This is a genomic window from Serratia odorifera (assembly GCF_041448735.1).
Lineage (GTDB): Bacteria > Pseudomonadota > Gammaproteobacteria > Enterobacterales > Enterobacteriaceae > Serratia_F > Serratia_F odorifera.
Window position 1 is genome coordinate 815,827 of the sequence record NZ_JBGMUT010000002.1, and the last position, 23,962, is coordinate 839,788.

General features: G+C 55.2%; 24 protein-coding genes. 19 read left to right on the forward strand and 5 right to left on the reverse strand.

Annotated features, from left to right (window positions below):
* Positions 1-3: 3 nt before the first annotated feature.
* Positions 4-876 (reverse strand): MurR/RpiR family transcriptional regulator, encoded by an 873-nt coding sequence (locus ACCC84_RS09955; RefSeq protein WP_004962143.1) that lies wholly within the window; start codon positions 874-876, stop codon positions 4-6.
* A gap of 380 nt (positions 877-1,256) precedes the next feature.
* On the opposite strand from ACCC84_RS09955, the gene zwf reads away from it, so the two are divergent.
* The 11 genes from zwf (at position 1,257) to mdtI (ending at position 12,433) form a co-directional block, all read left to right on the forward strand.
* On the forward strand, positions 1,257-2,732 hold the full coding sequence (gene zwf, locus ACCC84_RS09960; RefSeq protein ID WP_039992033.1) for a glucose-6-phosphate dehydrogenase: 1,476 nt from the start codon (positions 1,257-1,259) through the stop codon (positions 2,730-2,732).
* A gap of 145 nt (positions 2,733-2,877) precedes the next feature.
* Complete coding sequence (locus ACCC84_RS09965; protein WP_039992704.1) at positions 2,878-3,519, forward strand: bifunctional 4-hydroxy-2-oxoglutarate aldolase/2-dehydro-3-deoxy-phosphogluconate aldolase; 642 nt, start codon at positions 2,878-2,880, stop codon at positions 3,517-3,519.
* Positions 3,520-3,811: 292 nt separating this feature from the next.
* Positions 3,812-6,622, forward strand: a complete 2,811-nt coding sequence (gene dagR / locus ACCC84_RS09970) for a transcriptional regulator DagR (RefSeq protein ID WP_371901803.1) — start codon at positions 3,812-3,814, stop codon at positions 6,620-6,622.
* Between the two features lie 149 nt (positions 6,623-6,771).
* Positions 6,772-7,191 carry a PTS sugar transporter subunit IIA gene (locus tag ACCC84_RS09975; protein WP_233092240.1) on the forward strand — a complete coding sequence of 140 codons (420 nt, stop codon included), beginning with the start codon at positions 6,772-6,774 and terminating at the stop codon, positions 7,189-7,191.
* A gap of 2 nt (positions 7,192-7,193) precedes the next feature.
* Entirely contained in the window at positions 7,194-7,679 is a 486-nt protein-coding gene (locus ACCC84_RS09980) for a PTS sugar transporter subunit IIB (protein ID WP_004962163.1), read from the forward strand.
* A 32-nt stretch (positions 7,680-7,711) separates the two neighbouring features.
* Positions 7,712-8,458, forward strand: coding sequence for a PTS mannose/fructose/sorbose/N-acetylgalactosamine transporter subunit IIC (locus ACCC84_RS09985; protein WP_004962165.1), 747 nt, complete (start codon positions 7,712-7,714; stop codon positions 8,456-8,458).
* Positions 8,458-9,318 (forward strand): PTS system mannose/fructose/sorbose family transporter subunit IID, encoded by an 861-nt coding sequence (locus ACCC84_RS09990; protein ID WP_164844336.1) that lies wholly within the window; start codon positions 8,458-8,460, stop codon positions 9,316-9,318. The genes ACCC84_RS09985 and ACCC84_RS09990 overlap by 1 nt, the downstream gene beginning before the upstream one ends.
* A 7-nt stretch (positions 9,319-9,325) precedes the next feature.
* Entirely contained in the window at positions 9,326-10,453 is a 1,128-nt protein-coding gene (gene dgaE / locus ACCC84_RS09995; protein ID WP_371901804.1) for a D-glucosaminate-6-phosphate ammonia lyase, read from the forward strand.
* The gene (dagF, locus tag ACCC84_RS10000; protein WP_004962172.1) at positions 10,440-11,186 is read left to right on the forward strand and encodes a 2-dehydro-3-deoxy-phosphogluconate aldolase; all 747 of its coding nucleotides are present in this window, start codon (positions 10,440-10,442) and stop codon (positions 11,184-11,186) included. Before dgaE ends, dagF begins: the two co-directional genes overlap by 14 nt.
* Before the next feature lie 562 nt (positions 11,187-11,748).
* Positions 11,749-12,117, forward strand: a complete 369-nt coding sequence (mdtJ, locus tag ACCC84_RS10005; protein ID WP_004962175.1) for a multidrug/spermidine efflux SMR transporter subunit MdtJ — start codon at positions 11,749-11,751, stop codon at positions 12,115-12,117.
* A complete protein-coding gene (gene mdtI / locus ACCC84_RS10010) occupies positions 12,104-12,433 on the forward strand; it encodes a multidrug/spermidine efflux SMR transporter subunit MdtI (protein WP_004962177.1) in 330 nt (109 codons plus the stop codon). Before mdtJ ends, mdtI begins: the two co-directional genes overlap by 14 nt.
* A gap of 61 nt (positions 12,434-12,494) precedes the next feature.
* Here the strand turns inward: mdtI and ACCC84_RS10015 are convergent, their stop codons facing one another.
* Positions 12,495-12,839: a RidA family protein gene (locus ACCC84_RS10015; RefSeq protein WP_004962179.1), complete on the reverse strand. Its 345-nt coding sequence runs from the start codon at positions 12,837-12,839 to the stop codon at positions 12,495-12,497.
* A gap of 123 nt (positions 12,840-12,962) precedes the next feature.
* Between ACCC84_RS10015 and yoaA the strand changes: the two genes are divergently transcribed.
* The 5 genes from yoaA (at position 12,963) to rnd (ending at position 19,414) form a co-directional block, all read left to right on the forward strand.
* Complete coding sequence (yoaA, locus tag ACCC84_RS10020; protein WP_039992037.1) at positions 12,963-14,864, forward strand: DNA repair helicase YoaA; 1,902 nt, start codon at positions 12,963-12,965, stop codon at positions 14,862-14,864.
* Positions 14,865-14,922: 58 nt separating this feature from the next.
* Positions 14,923-15,624, forward strand: a complete 702-nt coding sequence (gene tsaB, locus ACCC84_RS10025) for a tRNA (adenosine(37)-N6)-threonylcarbamoyltransferase complex dimerization subunit type 1 TsaB (protein WP_004962183.1) — start codon at positions 14,923-14,925, stop codon at positions 15,622-15,624.
* Positions 15,625-15,723: 99 nt separating this feature from the next.
* Positions 15,724-16,314 carry a Slp family lipoprotein gene (locus ACCC84_RS10030; RefSeq protein ID WP_004962186.1) on the forward strand — a complete coding sequence of 197 codons (591 nt, stop codon included), beginning with the start codon at positions 15,724-15,726 and terminating at the stop codon, positions 16,312-16,314.
* A gap of 208 nt (positions 16,315-16,522) precedes the next feature.
* Positions 16,523-18,211: a long-chain-fatty-acid--CoA ligase FadD gene (gene fadD / locus ACCC84_RS10035; protein WP_039992038.1), complete on the forward strand. Its 1,689-nt coding sequence runs from the start codon at positions 16,523-16,525 to the stop codon at positions 18,209-18,211.
* Between the two features lie 81 nt (positions 18,212-18,292).
* Positions 18,293-19,414, forward strand: a complete 1,122-nt coding sequence (gene rnd / locus ACCC84_RS10040) for a ribonuclease D (protein ID WP_004962192.1) — start codon at positions 18,293-18,295, stop codon at positions 19,412-19,414.
* Between the two features lie 238 nt (positions 19,415-19,652).
* Here rnd and minE read toward each other — a convergent pair whose 3' ends face one another.
* Genes minE through minC form a run of 3 tightly spaced genes read right to left on the reverse strand, consistent with a single transcriptional unit; the run spans position 19,653 to position 21,459 of the window.
* Complete coding sequence (minE, locus tag ACCC84_RS10045; RefSeq protein ID WP_088499709.1) at positions 19,653-19,922, reverse strand: cell division topological specificity factor MinE; 270 nt, start codon at positions 19,920-19,922, stop codon at positions 19,653-19,655.
* A gap of 3 nt (positions 19,923-19,925) precedes the next feature.
* Positions 19,926-20,738, reverse strand: coding sequence for a septum site-determining protein MinD (gene minD / locus ACCC84_RS10050; protein WP_004962198.1), 813 nt, complete (start codon positions 20,736-20,738; stop codon positions 19,926-19,928).
* 25 nt (positions 20,739-20,763) lie between these two features.
* A complete protein-coding gene (gene minC, locus ACCC84_RS10055) occupies positions 20,764-21,459 on the reverse strand; it encodes a septum site-determining protein MinC (RefSeq protein WP_004962202.1) in 696 nt (231 codons plus the stop codon).
* Between the two features lie 136 nt (positions 21,460-21,595).
* Between minC and ACCC84_RS10060 the strand changes: the two genes are divergently transcribed.
* The 3 genes from ACCC84_RS10060 (at position 21,596) to ACCC84_RS10070 (ending at position 23,787) form a co-directional block, all read left to right on the forward strand.
* On the forward strand, positions 21,596-21,865 hold the full coding sequence (locus tag ACCC84_RS10060) for a YcgL domain-containing protein (protein WP_039992039.1): 270 nt from the start codon (positions 21,596-21,598) through the stop codon (positions 21,863-21,865).
* A gap of 82 nt (positions 21,866-21,947) precedes the next feature.
* Positions 21,948-23,072, forward strand: coding sequence for a lytic murein transglycosylase (locus tag ACCC84_RS10065; RefSeq protein WP_371901806.1), 1,125 nt, complete (start codon positions 21,948-21,950; stop codon positions 23,070-23,072).
* Between the two features lie 58 nt (positions 23,073-23,130).
* Entirely contained in the window at positions 23,131-23,787 is a 657-nt protein-coding gene (locus ACCC84_RS10070) for a fumarylacetoacetate hydrolase family protein (RefSeq protein WP_004962215.1), read from the forward strand.
* The last annotated feature ends 175 nt before the right edge of the window (positions 23,788-23,962 follow it).

Consider the following 23,962-nt stretch of genomic DNA (forward strand, 5'->3'; position numbering starts at 1 on the left):
CGATTACGCATCGAAATTGTTTGGGATAACCGCGCCCTTATCAAAGCGCGATTCTTTCAGCGCTTCCTTGACCCGCTTCAAGTTATCTCTGAATTTATCCCCTCGACGCAAGGTAAATCCGGTTGCCAGCACGTCAATGAGCGTTAATTGCGCGATCCGCGATACCATGGGCATATAAACGTCGGTGTCTTCCGGTACGTCGAGCAGCAGGGCGAGCGTGGCTGCGTGCGCCAATGGCGTATCGTGTGAGGTGATGGCGATGACGGTGGCGTCATTATCTCGCGCCAGTTGCGCCATTTCCACCAGGTTTTTGGTACGGCCGGTATGGGAGATCAGCACCACGACGTCGCCTTCGCTGGAATTCATGCAACTCATGCGTTGCATCACGATGTCGTCAAAGTAGACCACTGGGATATTGAAACGAAAAAACTTGTTCATGGCGTCATGCGCCACCGCGGCAGAGGCGCCAAGGCCAAAGAAAGAGATCTTTTTAGCCTGGGTAAGCAGGTCGACCGCACGATTGATGGCGGCAACATCCAGACTTGCCTTTACAGTATCCAGACTGGCCATCACTGATTCAAAGATTTTGTTGGTGTAAGCGTCGACGCTGTCGTCTTCTTCAACGTTGCGGTTTACATATGGCGTACCGTTCGCCAGGCTTTGCGCCAAATGCAGTTTGAAATCGGGAAACCCTTTGGTATCCAGCCGGCGACAAAAGCGATTGACGGTAGGTTCACTGACATCGGCCATGCGTGCCAAGGTGGCGATGCTGGAATGTATTGCCGTTTGTGGCGATGCGAGGATGACCTCGGCGACTTTCCTTTCAGACTTGCTCAGGATGTCCAGATGGCTCTGGATTTTTTCCAGCGTATTCATATAACGGGAGTCACTCATGGTTTTTTGCCCCAGAGATGAGATCGATTGGTGGTAACGATTTCAATCAAAGGAGACATCAATGCCGGTTTAATGAAAATATACTACGTGCTGGTAACCGTTGGCAGTAGCGACAGAGCGTTTGCTGGAATTTTTCACCAGAATATGAGCTGTGTCTAACTTTCATAATGGTAAAAGAGTGTCAAAAAAGACAGAAAATTACAGTTTGTGTCATCATGCGCGGCCACCGCGCCGCCTAATGCTTAACCCTCGGGTTTATCCGTCTTTTTTTCTGCTTTTGATCCGGGTTTACTGGCCGTAGGCAAAGAGAGTACATTAGTAATGTAAGAAAATTACAAATATCCTGCAACGAGGAGATGAACATGGCGGTAACCTCTACAGCCCAGGCGTGTGACCTGGTTATTTTCGGCGCGAAAGGCGATCTGGCGCGTCGTAAGCTGCTGCCTTCCCTGTACCAATTAGAAAAAGCCGGCCATATCCACCCGGATACCCGCATTATCGGGGTGGGCCGCGCCGAGTGGGATAAAGATACCTACGTCAAGGTGGTTAAAGAAGCGCTCGCCACCTTTATGAAAGAAGAATTGAACGAAGAACTCTGGGCCACGCTGAGCGCACGTCTGGATTTCTGCAATCTTGACGTTAACGACAGCAAGAATTTCTCCAAGCTCGGCAAAATGCTGGACCAGAAAAATCGTGCCACCATCAACTATTTTGCCATGCCGCCCAGCACCTTTGGCGCAATCTGCAAAGGGTTGGGTGAAGCCAAGTTGAACGCCGAGCCGGCGCGAGTGGTGATGGAAAAACCGCTGGGTACCGATCTGGCTTCATCACGGGTGATTAACGATCAGGTGGCGGAGTACTTCAACGAATGCCAGGTGTACCGCATCGACCATTATCTCGGTAAAGAGACGGTGCTGAACCTGTTGGCGCTGCGTTTCGCCAACTCGCTGTTTGCCTCCAACTGGGATAATCGCACTATCGATCACGTGCAGATCACCGTGGCGGAAGAAGTGGGCATTGAGGGGCGCTGGGGCTATTTCGACCAGGCCGGACAGATGCGCGACATGATCCAGAACCACCTGCTGCAGGTATTGACCATGATCGCCATGTCGCCGCCGGCGGATCTGACCACCGACCGTATTCGCGACGAAAAGGTCAAGGTGCTGCGTTCGTTGCGCCGCATCGATCAGACCAACGTGCGTGAAACCACGGTGCGTGGTCAGTACACTGCGGGCTTTGTGCAAGGCAAAAAAGTGCCGGGCTACCTGGAAGAAGAGGGAGCCAACAAAAGCAGCAATACTGAAACCTTCGTTTCCATTCGGGTTGATATCGATAACTGGCAGTGGGCTGGCGTACCGTTCTATCTGCGTACTGGCAAGCGCCTGCCGACCAAATGTTCCGAAGTGGTAGTATACTTCAAGAACCCACCGCTCAACCTGTTCAGCGACTCCTATCAGCAACTGCCGCAGAACAAGTTGACCATTCGCCTGCAGCCGGACGAAGGGATCGAAATCCAGGTATTGAACAAGGTGCCGGGTCTGGATCACAAACACCGTCTGCAAACTACCAAACTGGATCTGAGCTTCTCTGAGACCTTCAACCAGGAGCACGTGGCGGACGCCTACGAGCGCCTGCTGCTGGAAACCATGCGCGGTATTCAGGCACTGTTCGTGCGCCGTGACGAGGTTGAGGAAGCCTGGAAGTGGGTCGACTCCATCATGGACGCGTGGAAAGCCGACAACGAAGCGCCGAAGCCATATCAGTCAGGTACCTGGGGTCCGGTTGCTTCGGTAGCGATGATTACCCGCGACGGCCGTTCCTGGAACGAGTTCGAATAAACCATCCGCCGGCAGCTGGTCTGCCGGTTTTTTTTGCCTGCAGTATGTGGCTTGAGGGTACGGCCGGAGGCTTGCGACCGATGTCGCAACATCCCGTGGCAGGGACGTGCCATACATTACACCTCACAGAGTGGAGATAACGATGATGACCAATTGGAAAACCAGTGCAGAACAGATCCTGACCGCCGGCCCGGTGGTACCCGTGATTGTGATCAACAAACTGGAACAGGCGGTGCCGATGGCCCAAGCACTGGTTGCCGGCGGCGTACGCGTACTGGAAGTGACGTTGCGCACCGACTGCGCGATGGATGCCATACGGGCGATCGCCAAACAGGTGCCGGAAGCGATTATCGGTGCCGGCACGGTGCTGAACGCCCGGCAGTTACAAGAGGTGACCGAGGCTGGCGCACAGTTCGCCATCAGTCCGGGCCTGACCGCTGACCTGCTGCAGGCGGCAACCGCCGGTTCGATACCGCTGATTCCAGGTATCAGCACCGTGTCGGAACTGATGTTGGGTATGGATCATGGTCTGCGTGAGTTCAAGTTTTTCCCGGCGGAAGCCAACGGCGGCGTGAAGGCGCTGCAGGCGATCGGCGGTCCGTTCCCGCAGGTGCGTTTCTGCCCGACGGGCGGTATTTCGCCGAGCAATTACCGTGATTACCTGGCGCTGAAAAGCGTACTGTGCATTGGCGGTTCGTGGCTGGTGCCGGCGGAGGCGCTGGAAAAAGGCGACTACGCACGTATCACCGAACTGGCGCGCGAAGCGGTCAGCGGCGCGTCCGCCTAAATCTGCCGTTGCTGCAACCGATGCCAATCCTCTGTGATTGGCATTTTTTATGTCTGTCATTCCGCCGATTTGTGCTCTGTGAGTCGGTTGGAAACGAGCAAATCCCACCATACAGGGCGTTGCCGGCTACCGGCAGAGCTCGGCTTTTTTTACCTGTCTCTGCTACAACCTGACACTTAGCGGTGGTTGTTTTCCATCTTCCTGTATTAGGATGACTTTTTCTCAGGTCGATTGTCAGCTTGTCAGTTGCCTGCTCTTTCTTGTTTATAATTAATAATAACAACGGGTTAAAATGAAACGTAAAGATGCGGTTCGCCAGGAGCTGGAACGTCTTACCCTTACGCTTAACCGGGAAAACCTTGAACTCAGCGCCGGCGGTTTCGCCGCCGAGACTATTGCTTTCAACCTGGGGTTAGCGCGTAACTCCGTCAGTAAAGATCTCAACCAGCTGCACGCAGAGCGGTTGGTTATCAAGATTAAATCCCGTCCGGTACTGTTTTTGCACCGGGCTGTCTGCGAGCAGTTGATTGAGCAACCACTGTCGGATGACCGCTTGGAGGCCAGGGATTTGCTGGCGCTATTACCCGCCAAAACCCTGTCGCAGTCAGCCAGTGATGACCCTTTTGATACGGTGATTGGTTACGATCGCAGCCTGCGGCTGTCGGTAGAAAAGGGGAAGGCGGCGGTGCTGTATCCTGGTGGATTGCATGTGCTGCTCACCGGGCCTTCCGGGGTGGGGAAAACCTTTTTTGCCGAGGTGATGCACCAGTTCGCCATGGCGCAACAGCCGCAGCGCCAGATCCCGCTGGTGTATTTCAACTGTGCCGAGTATGCCCATAACCCGGAGCTGCTTTCATCCCATCTTTTTGGCCACAAGCAGGGCGCGTTTACCGGCGCGATCGAAAGTAAACGTGGCCTGATCGAACAGGCTGACGGTGGCTTTCTGTTACTCGATGAAGTGCACCGTCTGCCCTACGAAGGGCAGGAGAAACTGTTTTCGATCCTTGATAAAGGCGAGTACCGGCCGCTGGGTTCCAGCGACAAGGCCCGGCCTATCAGCGTACGGCTGATTTGTGCCACCACCGAAAGCCCGGACTCAACGCTGCTACGCACTTTTCTGCGACGTATTCAGGTGTCGATTGCCATACCGGCGCTGCGCGAACGTTCACTGGAGGAGCAGGTAGAAATCATTACCGGTTTCTTACAGCTGGAGAGCCGCAAGATTGGCCGCATTATTCGCCTGGATAAAGGGTTATTGCTTTATCTGCTGGAGAAACCACTGAGCGGCAATATCGGCCAACTCAAGAGTGATATCCAGTTTCTCTGCGCCCAGGCCTGGGCTAGCGGCATGGGCCACAACAGCCCAAGATTGTTGCTGGATAAGCGACTGATGGATGTGCCGCACTCCGCCAGCGCCAGTAGCCGCCTGTTGGTCGATGCGCTATTTGGTCAGCAGGAGTATCTGGATATCAGTTCGCAGCCGCTGGAGCAGCTCAAGCAGCATCTGAGTGCGCTAAGCAACGAGCAGGACAGCGATCTGTTTTATACCTATCTGACACGTGAATACGTCAATCTGCGCAACAGCAACGTGCCGCCGCAGGAAACCCTGTCGATCCTGAAGAACAAGTTACGCACCATTTTTGAATATGGGTTGTATAGCCGCACCGGCGGGGAAAGCGAAGAGCGGTATTATGGCGGCCAGGTCGAGCAACGCATCATCTTGTTGAGCAGTTGCATCGAACAGGTGTTGGGTTTCCCGCTGCCGCAGAATATGGCAGGCCATCTGCGTAAACATCTGTTGGCGCTGCTTTCCTATGTACAGAAAGGCCTGATCCCCAATCTGTATTCCTCGAGCCTGATACTGGATTACTGCAAGGATGAGTACGACAACGCCAATCAGCTATGCCGCAAAATCAATGAAATCTTCCATATCCAATGCCCGTCAACGGAAATCGTCTACCTGTGCCTGTTTTTGAAAGAGTGTCGCAGTTTCCGCCAGCGCAAACAGGTTAGCCCAGACTGTGGCGCCATGCTGATCGGCCACGGCACCACCACGGCCAGCAGTATGGCGCACTATGTCAATCGAGTTCTGGAATGCGAGCTGTTTACCGCCATCGATATGCCGTTTGAACAGTCGGTGCATGACACATTGGAATTACTGATCGCCACGCTGCGGGAAAAGCGCTATCAACGCCTGATTCTGATTGTGGATATCGGCTCTTTGGTGCACTTTGCCAGCACCGTCAGCAAACTGTTCCACATCGACGTGCTGCTGATCCAGAACATCACCATGGGGGCGTTGCTGGAGATTGGCCTGGACCTGACCTATGAAACCAGTGATTTTGCCCCCTTGATGGAACTGATGGCCAGCAAAGGGATTGACCATCAGCTATACGATCAGCGTGAAGATGACACCGGCAAGGTGTTGGCAATCTCCTGTATTACCGGGATGGGCACGGCGGTGAAGATCAAGAAAGTGCTGGAGGAAAGTTTTGGTGAACTGATGGCGGAAGACACCCGCATGGTGCTGGTGGATTACAACGAAGTGCGCAGCCTTGAGCGCTTGCGCCAGGCGATAGGCGGTAACGAACGCCTGGTGGGCATCGTGGGCACCTTCCAGCCCGGCTTGCCGGATATCCCGTTTATCGCGCTGGAAGAGCTGTTCTCCGAGCAGGGGCCGGAGCTGGTGCTCAGTCTATTGAACCCGGAACTTGGCAGTGCAGAACGCCAGTTGCAGGTTGAGCGTTGTTCAATGCGCTTTATCAGCGCGCTGACGCTGGAGAGCATCATCAACCATATTTCCGTGCTCAATCCGCAACGTATTCTGCAAGAGATTGAAGCGGTGTTGCACCAGATTTGCCGCTCGCTGGATCTGCAGCCTTCTAGGCAGGTGACACTTCGCTTTCTGATCCACTGCTGTTGCATGGTGGAGCGTATCGTTTTAAGCCACAAACCGTTACAGATTGCCCTGGATGCCCAGCAGGATATCGACCAACAGGCGTTTTCTGTCATTAAAGACGCGTTTTCGCCGATTGAGCGCGCCTATTTTATCCGCCTGTCCGATGCAGAATATTTTTATATCTACGAGCTCCTCTACCGCTAAATCCCCCGATGACGGGCCTTGATGGCCCGCTTTCCTCTGACCGCCCTCCGATGTGCCACAAAATTGGCACAGGCATTGCTATGTCTTTAATGAATCGCGTAGCGAACAGAAATTCTCAATGACTTTCAATCGATTGCCAGGAGGCCATTTTGGCTGCATTACCACAGATTTTACTACTGACCCACGGCGGCTGGGGCCAACAACTGAGTGAAAGCGTCCGCATGGTGATTGGCGAAACCCACGGGGTATTCGCTATCGCGCTGATGCCGGTCGACACACTGGCAGAGTTCCAACAGCGCGTTGAACAGCAGGTGAAAACCATGCCGGAGGGCTCATTGATCCTCACCGACTTTATCGGTGGCACCACCTCAAACGTGGCGGCTCGCCTGAGCCGTGACTACGCCATCGGCGTGATTTCCGGTCTGAACGCCACCTTGCTGCTGGCCGCCATCGATTTACGCGAACAGGGCAATCTTCTCAACCATCTCGATGAGCTGGTTGAACTGGGGCGCAACAGCTGTCTCGACGTAGTTAAACAAATTAAATCAATAACATCAGGGGAAAAATAATTATGGCCAACATCGTTTTATGCCGTATTGACAGCCGTCTGATCCACGGTCAGGTCGTCACCAAGTGGGTTGGGCAATCACAGGCTAACCGTATCGCGGTAGTCAGCGATGAGCTGGAAGCCGATCCGTTTATGAAAAGTATTTACCTGATGGCTGCGCCGCCGAATGTGAAAGTGGATTGCTATGGCAACCGGAGCTTTGCAGCGGCGTGGCAGGAGAACCAACTGGGAGAGGGCAACGTATTGGTGCTGTTCCCTAACCTGGCGACGGTGCAACAGGCGGTGGTCGACGGGTTTGAGGTGAAAAATATTCAGGTAGGTGGTCTGGGCGGTGGGCCGAATCGTAAAGCGGTGTTCCAGAACATTACCCTGGATGAGGCGGATGTGGCGATCCTGCGTGATTTACAGCAACGCGGCGTGACGGTGTTCTTCCAGACCATCCCGGAAGACAAGCCACAGGCACTGGCAGATATTTTGAAGAAGTTCTGATATTCGGCATCTGATCGATTAGGAGCAATAACATGGATAACTTGACCGTTGCCATCTGTATGGGGCTGTATTACTGGTTTGCCCGCCTGCGTCTGGGCTACACCCTCTCGGGGATGCTGGTGCAGCCCATCGCCATTGCGGTATTCGTCGGCTTCCTGCTGGGGGATATGAAAACGGCGATGATTATCGGCGCCGGGATGCAGTTGGTGTATCTGGGCGTCACCTCGACACCGGGGGGCAACGTCCCTTCAGATCCGGCGTTGGCGGCGTGTATCGCCCTGCCGATCGCCGTGAAAGCGGGGATGGATCCCAATCTGGCGATCGCGTTGGCAATTCCATTTGGGGTGATTGGCGTGTTTGTTGACCAGTTACGCCGTACCGTGAACGCCGTCTGGGTGCATATGGCCGATAAGCATGCGGAAGAGGCCAATATCGGCGGGATCATGCGTTGCGCCTTCCTTTATCCGGCCCTGCTTGGCCTGGTGATCCGCTTCCCGGTAGTGTTCGCCGCCAACTATTTTGGCCAGGGCGTGGTCGAGAAATTCCTGGCACTGATGCCACATTGGCTGACCCACTCGTTCGAAATCATGGGCGGTATCCTGCCTGCGCTGGGCTTTGCGATCACCATCATGGTTATTGGCAAGAAGAGCCTGCTGCCTTACTTCATTGCCGGGTTCTTCGCGGTGCTGTACCTCAAGGTCGACATCATGGCGATGGCCATCTTCGGTACCTGCGCGGCATTCCTGGTTAAAAACATGGCTAAAGGTGAGGAGGCCTGATCATGAGCAGCGACATCATGCAACACGAACTGGTGGAAAGGGCGCGGCAAACCAACGTCCTGACCAAGCGGGACATCACCAAAGCCTGGTTTATATACTGGCTGGGCGCCGAAGTTTCCAATTCTTACGAGCGTTTACAGAGCCTGATTTTCTGCGCCTCCATGACGCCAATTATTAAAAAGCTCTATCCACAGAAGGAAGAGCAGGTTGAAGCGCTGAAACGCCACCTGAACTTTTTTAACAGCGAACAGACTTTCGGTGCGGTGATCCAGGGGGTGGCCATCGCCATGGAGGAGCAGAAGACCCACGGTGAGCCGATTTCAGATTCGTCTATCACCGGCATCAAAACCGGTCTGATGGGGCCGCTGGCCGGGATTGGCGACTCGGTGGTCTGGGCGGCGATTATGCCGTTGCTGATCGCCATTTTCATTCCCTTTGCGGCCAACGGCAGCGCTATGGGCGGCATTATGCCGGTGGTGCTGTATACCGCCATTACTCTGGCGATCAGCTATGGCCTGGCCCACAAAGGCTACACGCTGGGCAGGGAGTCGATCATTGGTCTGCTGCAAGGGGGCAAGATAAAAGAGTTGATCTACGGGGCCAACGTACTCGGGTTGATCATGATGGGGGCACTGTCTGCCAGCTACGTCAAGATCACCTCGCCGCTGAAAATCAGCGCGCTGGAAGGCTCCGAGGTGGTGGTGCAGCAGATCCTGGATTCCATCGCCCCCGGCCTGTTACCGCTGGCCGCGGTGTTTTCTATCTACTTTTATCTGGTCAAAAAAGGTCCCCGCTATACCACTATCCTGCTTTCGGTGGTGGTACTGAGCGTGGTGTGTTCCTTGCTGGGCATTTTGTAACGGAGCAATGATGAACATTTATCAACGGCTCGGGCTGAAACGGGTGATCAATGCCAGCGGCAAGATGACCATCCTTGGGGTTTCTTCGGTGCCAAGCGAGGTAATGGCGGCGACGGCCGAAGCGGCATCAGCCTTTGTGGAAATTGATGCGCTGGTGGATCGGGTTGGCGAACTCATTTCTCGGCATACCGGCGCGCAAGATAGCTATGTGACGTCCTGCGCCTCTGCCGGAGTGGCTATTGCCGTCGCGGCAGCCATTACCCAGGGAGAGCCGGATCGGGTGGCGCAGATGCCGTGCAGTGAAGGTTTGGCCAATGAAATCGTTATGCTGCGTGGTCACAATATTGACTACGGTGCGCCGATCACCACCGCTATCCGGTTAGGGGGCGGCAGGGTGGTTGAGGTGGGGCAAAGCAATCTGGCGGCCCGCTGGCAACTGGCAAAGGCGATTACGGCGCAGACGGCGGCGCTGTTTTACGTCAAGTCACATCACTGTGTACAAAAAGGTATGGTTGCGCTGAGCGATTTTGTCGCGCTGGCCCGTGAGGCCGGAGTGCCGCTGATTGTCGATGCGGCAGCCGAAGAGGATCTGCGAGCTTACGTGGCTGCTGGCGCCGACATGGTGGTATATAGCGGAGCGAAAGCGCTGGATGCGCCTACCTCGGGTTTTGTTACCGGCGACCGGCAGTGGATCGCCTGCTGCAAGGCCCAGCATAACGGTATTGCCCGTGCGATGAAGATTGGTAAAGAGAACATGGTAGGACTGGTGATGGCGCTGGATCATTATCAGCAACATCAGCCGGACTGGAGCCGCCAATTACCCGCGCTGAATGAATTGGCACAACAGATTTCAGCGTTGTCGGGCCTGCAGGCGGAGATCGAACAAGATGAGGCCGGGCGGGCGATTTATCGCCTGCGGGTGAGTGTGGACGCTTCCACCCTGGGTTTAACTGCCTATCAGGTAGAACAGCAACTGCGTACTGGTGAAGTGGCTATCTATACCCGCCACTACTGGCTGAATCAAGGTATCTTCAGCCTCGATCCTCGAGGGGTGCGGGATGATGACTGGCCGTTGATCGTGGCGCGTCTGCAGGAAATAGTGCAACAGGCCAGGGGGCAATATGCAACAGCTTGATTTTTACCGGGGGCGGGTGGCTATCAACGTGCTGGCGAAGGACATTCCCAATGCGCTACAGGTACACCATGCCGCCGAAGGGCATGCGGCAGTGGGGGTAATCTCGGCGCAGTTCACTGACGTTGAACAGGGCGTGGCGGAGGTGAAGCGCTGGATGGCGCATATCCCGGCGATTTCCGTTGGTCTGGGGGCCGGGTCGGCGGCACAGTTTTATAAGGCGGCCATGATTGCCGCAGCCACGGCGCCGGCACACGTCAACCAAACCTTCACCGGCTGTGGTTTTGCCGCTGGAGCACTGGCGGCGCGAGGCATCAGCAATACCTGCATTAATGCTCTGATCTCGCCAACCGGTACGCCAGGCAAGGTGATCATTTCCACCGGCGTTCACAGCAGCCAGGGCGAGCCTGCCGTGGTGAGCTGCGACAGCGCGGTGGCGATGATCCTAGACCTGGGAGGGCATGCGGCCAAGTTCTTCCCCATGGCAGGGTTATCGTCTTTGGCAGAACTACGCGCCTTGGCTGAAAGTTGCGTACGCCATGGCATGACCATGATCGAACCGACAGGCGGGATTGATACGCAAAACTTCCGGCCGATATTGGCAACCTGTCTTGATGCCGGAGTCGAAAAGGTGATGCCTCACGTTTACAGTTCGATCATCGATCCGCACAGCGGAGAAACCCGAACCGAAGAGGTGGCGTGGTTGCTGGACAGCATCAAGCAGATGCTGCGCTAAGGCTCGGGGTGCAGGCTGTCGCTGCAGTTGGCGATTGCCGAATGTATTGCAAGGCTCAGATGTAAATCTGAGTCTTTTTTTATTTTTGAAAACATTAACTTTCTTATTTATAAACTGTTTTTTTTATCTAAATGTCAAAATGTCGGTTTGATTTATTAATTTTGCTATGGTACAACTATTCAGGTTAAATAATTTACCTTGATGAGGATATTGGGCAAATCGCACGTGGTGTTACCCGTTAGTGTGCGGCTGAAGATAGAGAACAACATTATGATGATACTTAATCGAACCACCGTAAAAACTTCTCCTTGTCAGCTTTTCCTGTCTGCCATTCTTGCCAGTGAACATCACTGGTGTAGCGAGCTATAGCGCCTTTCTCCCTTAACCGGTACCGCTGACGTGGCAACCTGTCACACGTCAATGGGCATGGCCGGGCAAACCATTTTATTACGTTTTGGTCAGTTTATCCCCAGGGATCTCTGCGTGCCTTGTGCCGCTTGTACGAGATAAATCGGGATAAATACGCCTTTGCGTGCGTTATTCGCCGTTTGGGAGATTTTTTATGATTTATTGGATTTTTTTAGGCATGGCCATTGTGGCTGAAATCATTGGTACGCTGTCGATGAAATATGCCAGTGTAACCGACAGTATCACCGGTCACCTGGTGATGTATGTGATGATCACCACCTCATATGTGCTGCTGTCATTAGCCATCAAGCGGGTGGCGCTGGGCGTGGCCTATGCGCTGTGGGAAGGCATTGGCATCCTGTTTATTACCCTGTTCAGCGTTATGTGGTTCGATGAGCCGATCTCTGCACTGAAGGTGGCAGGGCTGGCGATACTGATTGTCGGCATTCTGCTGGTAAAGTCAGGTACCCGCAAGGCGACTGACTCGGCGAACGCGCGAGGTGACCATCATGCAACAGCTTGAGTGGTATCACATTGGATTCCTGGCGTTGGCCATCGTGCTGGAAATTGTCGCCAATATCTTCCTGAAAATGTCTGACGGTTTTCGTAAAATCTGGCTGGGACTGCTGTCATTGCTGTCGGTGTTAGGGGCGTTTAGCGCGCTGGCGCAGGCGGTGAAAGGTATCGATCTGTCGGTGGCCTATGCGCTGTGGGGTGGCTTTGGTATCGCCGCGACGATCGCCGCCGGCTGGATCCTGTTTGGTCAACGGCTGAATGCCAAGGGCTGGTTTGGCCTGGCGCTGTTGCTGGCCGGCATGGTGATTATCAAACTGGCATGATAAAAGCGCCACCAGGGCGCTGTAATATGACCGCGGACGGGGGATGCTGTCCGCGGTTTTTTTATTGGGCCGCAATGATTTTGATTTCAACCCTGTACTTCGGGTTCATTAATTTGGCTTGCACCGTGCAGCGAACCGGGGCGCTGCCGGGAACCACCCAGGCATCCCACGCCGCGTTCATGGCGGCAAAGTCGGCGCCGTCAGCCAGGAAAATGGTGGCGTCGAGAATGCGGCTTTTGTCGGAACCGACGCGGGCCAGCAGCACGTCTATTGCCGCCAGCGCATTGGCGGTCTGCGCCGTGGCGTCGTCGTCCAGATTCTCCGGTACGCTGGTGTAATAGACGGTGCCGTTGTGGATGACCGCTTCCGACCAGCGCTGTTCAGGATCAATTCGTTCAATATTCATTCGGTTATCTCCATATCATCATCGCGCCTAGGGTAACACAGCACGGCGCGGGTTGCTGCACCCTGCACGGCGGCGCCGAATGTGTATATAATCACAGTTGAATTTTCCCGGCAGAGAGATAGCGTGGCAGACGATTTCGCAACAGACGGCGCCCTGGCGCAGGCAATCAGCGGCTTTAAACCGCGTGAAGCGCAGCGGCTGATGGCCGAAGCGGTTACCGAAGCGATTACATTCAAGCAGGAACTGGTGGTGGAGGCGGGCACCGGCACCGGTAAAACCTTCGCGTATCTGGCACCGGCGCTGCGCGCCAAGCGCAAAGTGATCATTTCTACCGGTTCCAAAGCGTTACAGGATCAGCTGTATACACGTGATTTACCCACCATGGCCAAGGCGCTGAAATTCAAAGGCAAGCTGGCGCTGTTGAAAGGGCGCTCCAACTATTTGTGTCTGGAGCGGCTGGAGCAGCAGTCGATGGCCGGCGGAGAGCTGGCCGGTCAGACGTTGATTGACCTGGTGCGGTTGCGCGGCTGGTCTTCGCAAACGGTAGAAGGCGATATCAGCACCTGCAGCGACGTGGCGGAAGACAGTTTTGTCTGGCCGCTGGTGACCAGCACCAACGACAACTGCCTGGGCAGCGACTGCCCGCTGTACAAAGACTGCTTCGTGGTCAAGGCACGCCGCCGGGCGATGGATGCCGACGTGGTGGTGGTCAATCATCATCTTTTTCTGGCCGACATGGTGGTAAAGGAAAGCGGCTTTGCGGAACTGATCCCCGAAGCGGAAGTGATGATTTTCGATGAGGCCCATCAGATCCCGGACATTGCCAGCCAATATTTCGGCAAGCAGCTCACCAGTCGTCAGTTAATGGATTTAGCCAAAGACATTACTATCGCTTATCGCACTGAGGTACGCGATTCGGCCCAATTGCAAAAAAGCGCCGACCGCCTGAACCAGAGTACCCAGGATTTCCGCTTGGCGCTGGGGGAACCGGGTTTTCGCGGCAATCTGCGTGAGGTATTGAACCAGCCCAACGTGCAGCGCGCCTTGGTACTGCTCGATGATGCGCTGGAGCTGTGCTATGACGTGGTCAAACTGTCCCTTGGCCGCTCGGCGCTGTTGGACGCGGCGTTCGAACGGGCCACCCAATACCGGGCTCGCCTCAAGCGCTTGAAAAATGTCGACGAACCGGGCTTCAGTTATTGGTATGAATGTAATTCGCGTCATTTTGTTTTGGCGTTGACGCCGCTGACGGTCGCCGAACGCTTTCGCGAATTGCTGGACGACAAGCCGGGGACCTGGATTTTTACCTCGGCCACGCTGTCGGTAAACGAACAGATGAGCCACTTTACCGACCGGCTTGGCTTGAACAAGGCCAAAACGCTGCTGTTGCCCAGCCCGTTTGATTATGCCAATCAGGCGTTGCTGTGTGTGCCGCGCAATCTGCCTTCGCCCAATCAGCCCGGCGGGGCGCGTCAGTTGGCGCGTATGCTGCGGCCGATGATTGAAGCCAACCAGGGTCGATGCTTCTTTTTATGCACCTCGCACCAGATGATGCGCGAACTGGCCGAAGAGTTTCGCGCCACGATGACGCTGCCGGTATTGCTGCAGGGTGAAACCAGCAAGGGCCAATTACTGGCGCAGTTTGTCGAGGCCGGCAATGCGCTATTGGTGGCGACCAGCAGTTTCTGGGAAGGGGTTGACGTGCGCGGTGATGCGCTGTCGTGCGTGATTATCGATAAACTGCCGTTCACCTCGCCGGACGATCCATTGCTCAAGGCGCGTATCGAGGATTGTCGCCTGCGCGGCGGCGATCCATTCAATGACGTACAGTTGCCGGATGCGGTGATTACCCTCAAGCAGGGCGTTGGCCGTTTGATCCGCGACACCGACGATCGTGGTGTGTTGGTGATTTGCGACAACCGTCTGGTGATGCGCCCGTACGGCGAGGTATTTCTCAACAGTTTGCCGCCAACGCCGCGCACCCGCGATCTGGCGCAGGCTATCGCCTTCCTCAAGGCGCAATAGTCGTGACTTTTGTGCTGTGCTACAATGCGCGCCCTGTTTTCTCCCGCCTGAGGTTGGCATGTCCCCGCGAATTTTAGCGATTGATACGGCGACGGAAGCCTGTTCCGTCGCCCTGTGGAATCAAGGTGAAACCCACGCCTTGTTCGAACTCTGCCCACGCGAGCATACGCAACGCATATTACCGCTGGTACAACAGATATTGGCGCAATCCGGTTTGGCGCTGTCCCAGCTTGATGCGCTGGCCTTTGGCCGTGGCCCTGGTAGCTTCACCGGCGTGCGTATCGGCATTGGCATCGCGCAAGGGCTAGCATTGGGCGCCGATCTGCCGATGCTCGGCATTTCGACCTTGCAAACCATGGCGCAGGGTGCCTGGCGCATGACCGGCGCCGAGCGCGTGCTGGCGGCGATCGACGCTCGGATGGGCGAGGTGTATTGGGGCGGTTTTGAACGCCAACCCGATGGCAGCTGGCATGACAGCCAGCCCGAAGCGGTGCTGTCGCCGCAGCAGGTGCTGGAACGTGCACAACGGCTGCAAGGGGAGTGGGCGCAGGTCGGCACCGGCTGGCAAACCTATCCCGATCTGCTGGCCGGCACGCCAGTTACGCTGCGCGACGGGCAAATGCTATTGCCGCAGGCCGAAGACATGTTACCGCTAGCGCTGCTTGCCTGGCAGCAGGGGCTGGCGTGCAGCGTGGAAAACGCCGAGCCGACCTATTTGCGTAATGAAGTGACCTGGAAAAAACTACCGGGCCGTGAATAATTGCCTGTTATTGCGCCAACCTTGAATCAAGGATGAAATTGTCTGCAACTTGCTGCCAAAAGCGCAGTCGAAGTTACAGAAATTTCAGGAGATTGCGACATGATAATCCGTACTGCTACCAATAAACTGTCGCTGCTGGCCATGGCCTGCGGCGCGCTGCTGTTATCCGGCTGTGTAACGGTTCCGGATGCGATCAAGGGGAGCTCGCCGACGCCGGTGACGGATTTGGCATCGGTGCAAAACGCACCAAGCCTGTTTACCGGTGCTGAAGCGCGTTTTGGCGGTAACGTCATCAGCGTGCACAACGAGCAGGGCAAAACGGTGCTGGAGATTGCGGCGGTACCTCTGGACAACGGCGCTCGACCGACGTTGGGCGAACCTTCTCAGGGGCGGCTGCTGGCAACGGTGAACGGTTTCCTGGAGCCGACGGATTTCAAAGGGCAACTGGTCACCGTGGTTGGGCCGATTACCGGTGTGCGCCCCGGCAAAATTGGCGCCACGCCGTATAAATTCATTACCATGAATGCCAGCGGTTACAAACGCTGGCACCTGACGCAGCAGATCGTCATGCCGCCGGCGCCGATGGGGCCATGGGGATGGCGTAGCGGGCCGTGGGGACCGGGTTGGGGCGCAGGCTATGGCTGGTACAATCCAGGGCCAGCACAGGTGCAGACTATCGTTACCGAGTAAGTTACGCGAAGATTTTTATTGTGATGAGGGCGGCTTAGATGCCGCCCTTTTCTTTTGGCACCAGGATCCGCCGGCAATTAGTGACCTACATCGCAACCTGAATATTGTTTAAAACGCAAACTGGTACGCTGAGTTAAAATATTGTTAAAGTTCGGCTGCGTGTTTGGGGGCTGCGATGATTATTAGTAATGATTTCAGGAGTAATACCTTGGACAAGGTCTGGTTAAAACGTTACCCGGCAGATGTTCCGGCAGAAATCGACGCCGATCGCCATTCGTCTTTGGTTGAAATGTTCGAAAGCGCGGCGCTGCGCTACGCAGATCAGCCAGCCTTTATCAACATGGGCGAGGTCATGACTTTCCGCAAGCTGGAAGAGCGCAGCCGGGCTTTCGCCGCCTATTTGCAAAATGAACTCGGTTTGCAGAAGGGCGACCGTGTGGCGTTGATGATGCCCAACCTGTTGCAATACCCGATTGCGCTGTTTGGCGTCTTGCGCGCCGGCATGGTGGTGGTCAACGTCAATCCGCTTTATACGCCGCGCGAGTTGGAACACCAGTTGAACGACAGCGGGGCGGCGGCGATCGTCATCGTATCCAACTTTGCCCATACGCTGGAAAAAGTGGTATTCAAAACCCAGATAAAGCACGTAATCCTGACGCGGATGGGCGATCAGCTTTCCGCCGCCAAAGGCACGCTGGTCAATTTTGTGGTGAAGTACATCAAACGGTTGGTGCCCAAGTATCACCTGCCGGATGCCATCTCGTTTCGCGCCGCGCTGCAACGCGGTCGCCGGCTGCAATATGTAAAACCGGACATCATTAATTCCGATCTGGCGTTCTTGCAATACACCGGTGGCACCACCGGGGTTGCCAAGGGCGCGATGCTGACCCACCGCAACATGCAGGCCAATCTGGAGCAGGCCAAGGCGGCCTATGCGCCGCTGTTCCGTGACGGTCAGGAGCTGGTGGTGACGGCGTTACCGCTGTATCACATTTTTGCACTAACGGTGAACTGCCTGTTATTCATCGATCTGGGTGGTCGCAACCTGCTGATCACCAACCCGCGTGATATTCCCGGTCTGGTAAAAGAACTGGCCAAATACCCGTTCACCGCCATGAGTGGGGTAAATACCTTGTTTAATGCGCTGCTGAATAACGACGACTTCCACAAACTCGATTTCTCGACCCTGCGTTTCTCGGTCGGCGGCGGCATGTCGGTGCAGAAATCGGTGGCGGACAAATGGGAAAAAACCACCGGCAAACATTTGCTGGAAGGCTATGGCCTGACCGAGTGCGCGCCGCTGGTGGCTGGCAACCCCTACGATCTGAAACATTACAGCGGCAGCATCGGTTTGCCAGTGCCGTCGACCGACGTGCGCCTGGTGGATGAGCACGGCAATGATGTTGCGCCGGGCGAACCGGGTGAACTGTGGGTCAAAGGGCCGCAAGTTATGTTAGGCTATTGGCAGCGCCCGGAAGCAACGGATGAAGTGCTGAAGGACGGTTGGCTGGCGACCGGCGATATCGTTACGGTCGATAATGACGGGTTTATCCGCATTGTCGATCGCAAGAAGGACATGATCCTGGTGTCAGGCTTCAACGTATATCCGAACGAAATCGAAGAGGTGGTCAGTCAGCATGCCAAAGTGCTGGAGTGCGCGGCGATTGGCGTGCCGAGCGACGTTTCCGGTGAGGCGGTGAAGGTGTGCGTAGTGAAGAAGGATGCCTCACTGACCGCTGATGAGCTGCTGACGCATTGCCGTCGGCATCTGACCGGGTATAAAGTGCCTAAAATTGTTGAGTTCCGCGACGAATTGCCAAAGTCCAACGTTGGCAAGATCTTGCGGCGAGAACTGCGTGACGAGCAGAACAAGCCAAAGGCCGCTGATGCCGCCTGACGCCTTGCTTGTCCCTTTGCATCAACAACGCCGGTGAATGCCGGCGTTGTTGTGTTTGAACCGAAATAAGAGAATGATGTTTTGAATTATACGTTGATCACTACCGACGCCGGATTGCAGCAGGTCTGCGAACAGGCAAGAAAACATGCGCAGATTGCGCTCGACACCGAATTTGTCAGAACGCGTACCTACTATCCGCAGTTAGGCCTGATCCAGTTATACGATGGTGAACAACTCTCCCTGATTGATCCACTGCCAATCAAACAATGGCAGCCGTTTGTCGATCTGCTGGCCGACAGTGCAGTGGTCAAGTTCTTGCACGCCGGTAGCGAAGATCTGGAGGTGTTTTTGAACGCCTTCAATACGTTGCCCACTCCGCTGGTCGATACGCAGATCCTGGCCGCCTTTACCGGCAAGCCGCTGTCGTGCGGTTTTGCCACTCTGGTGGCGCAATACATGCAGGTCGAACTGGATAAAAGCGAATCGCGTACCGACTGGCTGGCGCGTCCATTGACCGAACGCCAGTGCGTGTATGCCGCCGCCGACGTGTTTTATCTGTTGCCGATGGCCAGGCAGTTGGTGCAGGAAACCGAACAGGCCGGCTGGACCGCTGCCGCCAGCAGCGAGTGCCTGCTGTTGTGCCAACGCCGCAGCGAAACGCTGGCGCCGGAACTGGCCTACCGTGAAATCACCAACGCCTGGCAGCTGCGCGCGCGTCAGTTGGGCTGTTTGCAAAAGCTGGCGGAGTGGCGGTTGCGTCAGGCGCGTGAACGCGATCTGGCGGTTAATTTTGTGGTGCGTGAAGAAAATCTGTGGGCGGTAGCGCGTCATATGCCGGGGTCGTTGGGGGAGCTGGATGCCCTTGGCCTGAGTGGTCCGGAAATTCGCTATCACGGTAAAACCCTGCTGGCGCTGGTCGAGGAAGCCAACCAGATGGACGAGAGCGCGTTGCCGCCACCGGTCGCGAGCCTGATCGACCAGCCTGGTTACAAGAAAGTGTTCAAGGATATCAAGGCGGCGATCGTTACCGTCAGCGAACAAAGCGGTCTCAGCAGCGAGCTGTTGGCATCGCGACGTCAGATCAACCAGTTGCTCAATTGGCACTGGAAATTGAAAAACGGCGACGGTCTGCCGGAATTAATCAGTGGTTGGCGTGCGGAATTATTAGCCGAACCTTTGCAGGCTATTCTGAAGAATTATTAATTAAACGATAAAAGTAACGGGGCAGGGGAAACAGTCTTTGCTCCGTACATTTGTTGCTGGATAATCTGACCGGATATTTTTGGACCATTTTCAACTTTAAAGAAAGTTGACGCAAAATTAATTGGGATTAATCTCAAACAATAAACGCGTGGAAATTACTGTCAAAATACGATTTATCTGGATGCATATACAGTTACCCCCTGCAAAAAATATACAGGGGGTAATTAATGCGTCGCAATCATTTAGCTGCTTCTTCCGATTCCGGCAACGTCACGTTAAGTTCAAGTACCGAAATATCGTCCCCTTTCTGCTCAAACTGAACGTGGAGCATTTCAGGGTCGATCTGAATGTATTTGCAGATTACCGCCAGAATGTCGCGTTTCAAATCAGGCAGATACGGGGGCTCACTGTCCCCGCGACGACGTTCTGCAACGATAATCTGCAGCCGTTCCTTGGCTACACTGGCTGTCGATTTTTTGCGGGACAGAAAAAAGTCTAACAAAGCCATGGTTTATCCCCCAAAAAGGCGTTTCAGGAAGCCCTTCTTCTCTTCTTCGATGAAGCGGAATGGGCGTTCTTCTCCTAACAAGCGGTTAACGGTGTCGTCGTAGGCCTTGCCGGCGTCAGACTCGTGGTCCAGGATGACGGGTTCGCCCTGGTTGGAGGCGCGCAGCACCGATTGATCTTCCGGTATCACGCCGACCAGTGGAATACGCAGGATTTCCAGCACGTCTTCCATGCTCAGCATGTCGCCACGGCTAACGCGGCCCGGATTGTAACGGGTGAGCAGCAGGTGTTCCTTGATGGCTTCCTTCCCCTGTTCCGCACGGCGCGATTTGGACGACAGGATACCCAGAATGCGGTCCGAGTCGCGTACTGACGACACTTCCGGGTTGGTGGTAATAATGGCTTCATCGGCGAAGTACAGCGCCATCAGCGCGCCGGTTTCGATACCTGCCGGTGAGTCACAGACCACAAAATCGAAATCCATCTCGCCCAGTTCGTTGAGCACTTTTTCAACGCCTTCACGGGTCAGCGCGTCTTTGTCGCGCGTTTGTGATGCGGGCAGAATGAACAGGTTTTCGGTGCGTTTATCCTTGATGAGCGCCTGGTTGAGCGTGGCGTCACCCTGGATCACGTTAACGAAATCGTAAACCACGCGGCGTTCGCAGCCCATGATAAGGTCAAGGTTACGCAGGCCGATGTCGAAATCGATAACCACGGTTTTCTTGCCTTTTTGGGCCAAGCCGGTCGCAATGGCCGCGCTCGAAGTGGTCTTGCCAACGCCCCCTTTACCCGATGTAACAACAATAATGCGTGCCATGAAATGGATTCCTTGTCAAAAGGGCTTAATTTAAAGGTTGTATGGTTAAAGCGTTATCCAACAGGCTGAGTCGCACTGCCTGCCCGGAATATTCGGACGGGATTTGGTCGCTCAACCAGTACTGCCCTGCGATAGAGACTAGCTCAGCGCCCAGGTGCGTGCAAAAAATCTGACATTGCGTATCACCTGAAGCGCCCGCCAGCGCACGACCGCGCATCGAACCGTAGATATGAATGTTGCCGTCGGCAATCAATTCGGCACCGGCACTGACGCTGCTGGTCACGATTAAATCGCAGTTGCGGGCATAAATTTGTTGGCCGGAACGGACAGGCGTGCTGATGGTGCGCGTTTTGGCCGGGGCATTTTCCGCTACCGGCGCTACGGCCGGCGGTGCGTCAACGGCCACTTTCTGGCCTTTGCCCTCGCTCATCAACGGCAAGCCGGCACGGGCAATAGCCCGTTTTTGCCGCTCATCTTTACAACCGCTGATGCCCACCACGCGCAAGCCTGCAGCCGTAACGGCCTGTTGGAGTTCTTTCCAGTTCGCATCGCCGTTAAGCGTAGCAACGTTGATAACAACAGGGGCGTTTTTGAGAAAAGCGGGCGCTTGCTCGACTTTTTCCTGTAACGCCTGGCGAATTACCTCGGGTTGCGAATTATGCAAATGAACAACCGATAGGGTAAAACTGCTGCCTTTTAGCTCAATTGGCGATTGTGACATCTATCCTGACTCAGTCTCAGCAACTTTAAATCCCCGGAATACCACTCGGGGTGCGATATTCCGATGTACTAGAAGCATGTTATAGTCAGAGTTATATCCAGGCAAGATACTGCCCCAATTAAATAGAGTTAAAAAAATGCTTTGTGTGATCTATAGAAGCCCAAAACGTGACCAAACTTATCTTTATGTCGAAAAAAAAGACGATTTTTCTCGCGTACCGGAAGATTTGCTGAAAAGTTTCGGTACGCCGCAGTTTGCCATGCTGCTTAATCTTGAAGGGCGTAAAAGATTAGCCAATGCGGATATTGAAAAAGTGAAAGAGGCCTTGCAGGAAGAAGGGTTTTATCTGCAATTCCCGCCGCCGGTAGAAAATTTATTAAATCAGCATCTGACCGGCGGGGAGTAATATTCGCCGGTTGTCTGCCCCCGGCCGGGCGACGGTTGCCAACAGGTGACGGGCCCGGTTTGCTTCGAGAAGGAATATTGCGATGAAATTGTCGGCTCCCGCTCTGATGATCACCACCCTGGTGCTGGCAGGCTGCACCAGCAAAGACAATATCGCGGCGTCTGCGCCAGCAACGGCGTCAACGGCTGATGTGGCCCCGGCCTCAACCGGCGGGATGCTGAAGCCGTCAGTCTCATCGAACGGCATGCTGAAGCCACCGACCGCACCGGCGGACACTACGCTGGCGCAGACGGGGCGCGATCCGGCGGAGTTTCCCGCGTATGTCGAAGCGCTCAAGCGCCAGGCCGTGGCTCAGGGCATCGATCGGCAAACCGTCGACAGCGCGTTTGCCAATGTGCATTTCGTTGATCGGGTGATCAAGGCCGACCGCAACCAGCTCGAGAAAAAAATAACGCTGGATGTTTATCTGCAACGCGTTCTGTCGCCGACGAAAATTCAGCAGGGGCGGCAGCTGTTGCGACAGTACCAACCGCAGCTGGCGCGAGCGACTGCACGTTATGGGGTACCGGAGCGCTATATCGTGGCGTTGTGGGCAATGGAAAGCCATTACGGCAAAATACAGGGCAAGGAAGACGTGGTGTCGGCACTGTCGACGCTGGCCTTTGAAGGGCGACGAGAAGCCTTCTTTAGTAAACAGCTGATGGCGGCATTGCAGATTATTCAGCAGGGGCATGTTCCGGCTGAGCAGTTAACCGGATCCTGGGCCGGTGCCATGGGGCAGTGCCAATTTATGCCCAGCTCGTTCCTGAGCTACGGTGCCGACGGCGATGGCGATGGGCGTATCGATATCTGGCATAACCTTGATGATGTCTTTGCTTCAACCGCCAACTACCTGGCAACCGAAGGCTGGAAGCCGGGGATTGGCTGGGGGCGTGAAGTGACACTGCCGTCGGGCTTCGGCAGTGGCCATCTGGGGCTGAAAAACGGCCAGGCACGCAGCGTCAACCAGTGGGCGGCGATGGGCATCAGGCAGGCGGACGGTTCAGCGCTGCCGAGCGCTACTCTGCGCAGTTGGATAATTACGCCGGATGATGCGCAGGGGCGCGCATTCATGGTTTATGATAATTTCCGTACTATTATGCATTGGAATCGTTCATATTATTTTGCCATCAGCGTGGGTATGATGGCCGACGCTGTCGGACAATAATTCAGCTTATCAGGCCTTGGCCACCAGATTGCCGGGGCATTTTTGTCAGGAGTCAGGTATGTACCAACATAGAGACTGGCAGGGCGCGTTACTCGATTTCCCGGTTAACAAAGTGGTCTGCGTGGGCAGCAACTATGCCGATCACATCAAGGAGATGGGCAGCGCCAAATCGGCAGAACCGGTAATTTTCATCAAGCCGGAAACCGCGCTGTGCGATATGCGCCAACCGGTAGCCATCCCGAAGGAATTAGGTGCCGTACATCATGAAGTTGAACTGGCGGTATTGATCGGCACGCCGCTCAAACAGGCCAATGAAGACCGCGTGGCCCGGGCAATTGCCGGCTACGGCGTGGCGCTGGATCTGACGCTGCGCGATTTGCAGGCCGGCTTCAAAAAAGCCGGGCAGCCGTGGGAAAAGGCCAAGGGTTTTGACGGTTCCTGTCCGATTTCGGGGTTTATCCCGGTAGCCGAGTTTGGCGATCCGCAGAATGCCGAACTGAAACTGACGGTGAACGATGACGTACGTCAGCAGGGTAACACCCGCGATATGATTACGCCGATCTTGCCGTTGATCGCCTATATGAGCCGTTTCTTTACCCTGCGAGCCGGCGATATTATTCTGACCGGCACCCCGCAAGGCGTGGGTCCGATGACATCCGGCGACATGCTCAACGTGTCGCTGAACGGTAAAACGCTCAACACCCGCGTCATTTAATCGCCGATGCCGCCGCGGCGGCATTATGCGTTCAGCGCGCGTCACGCGCCGTTTCTGGCGGCATTGACGCGCCAGTCCATCAGCGTCATCACCCAGCGCTAATCAAGGGATGATGCCATCGTGATTTGCACGTATAATAAGATATACACTCGCCGCCTGTTCTCAGGCAGAAGTT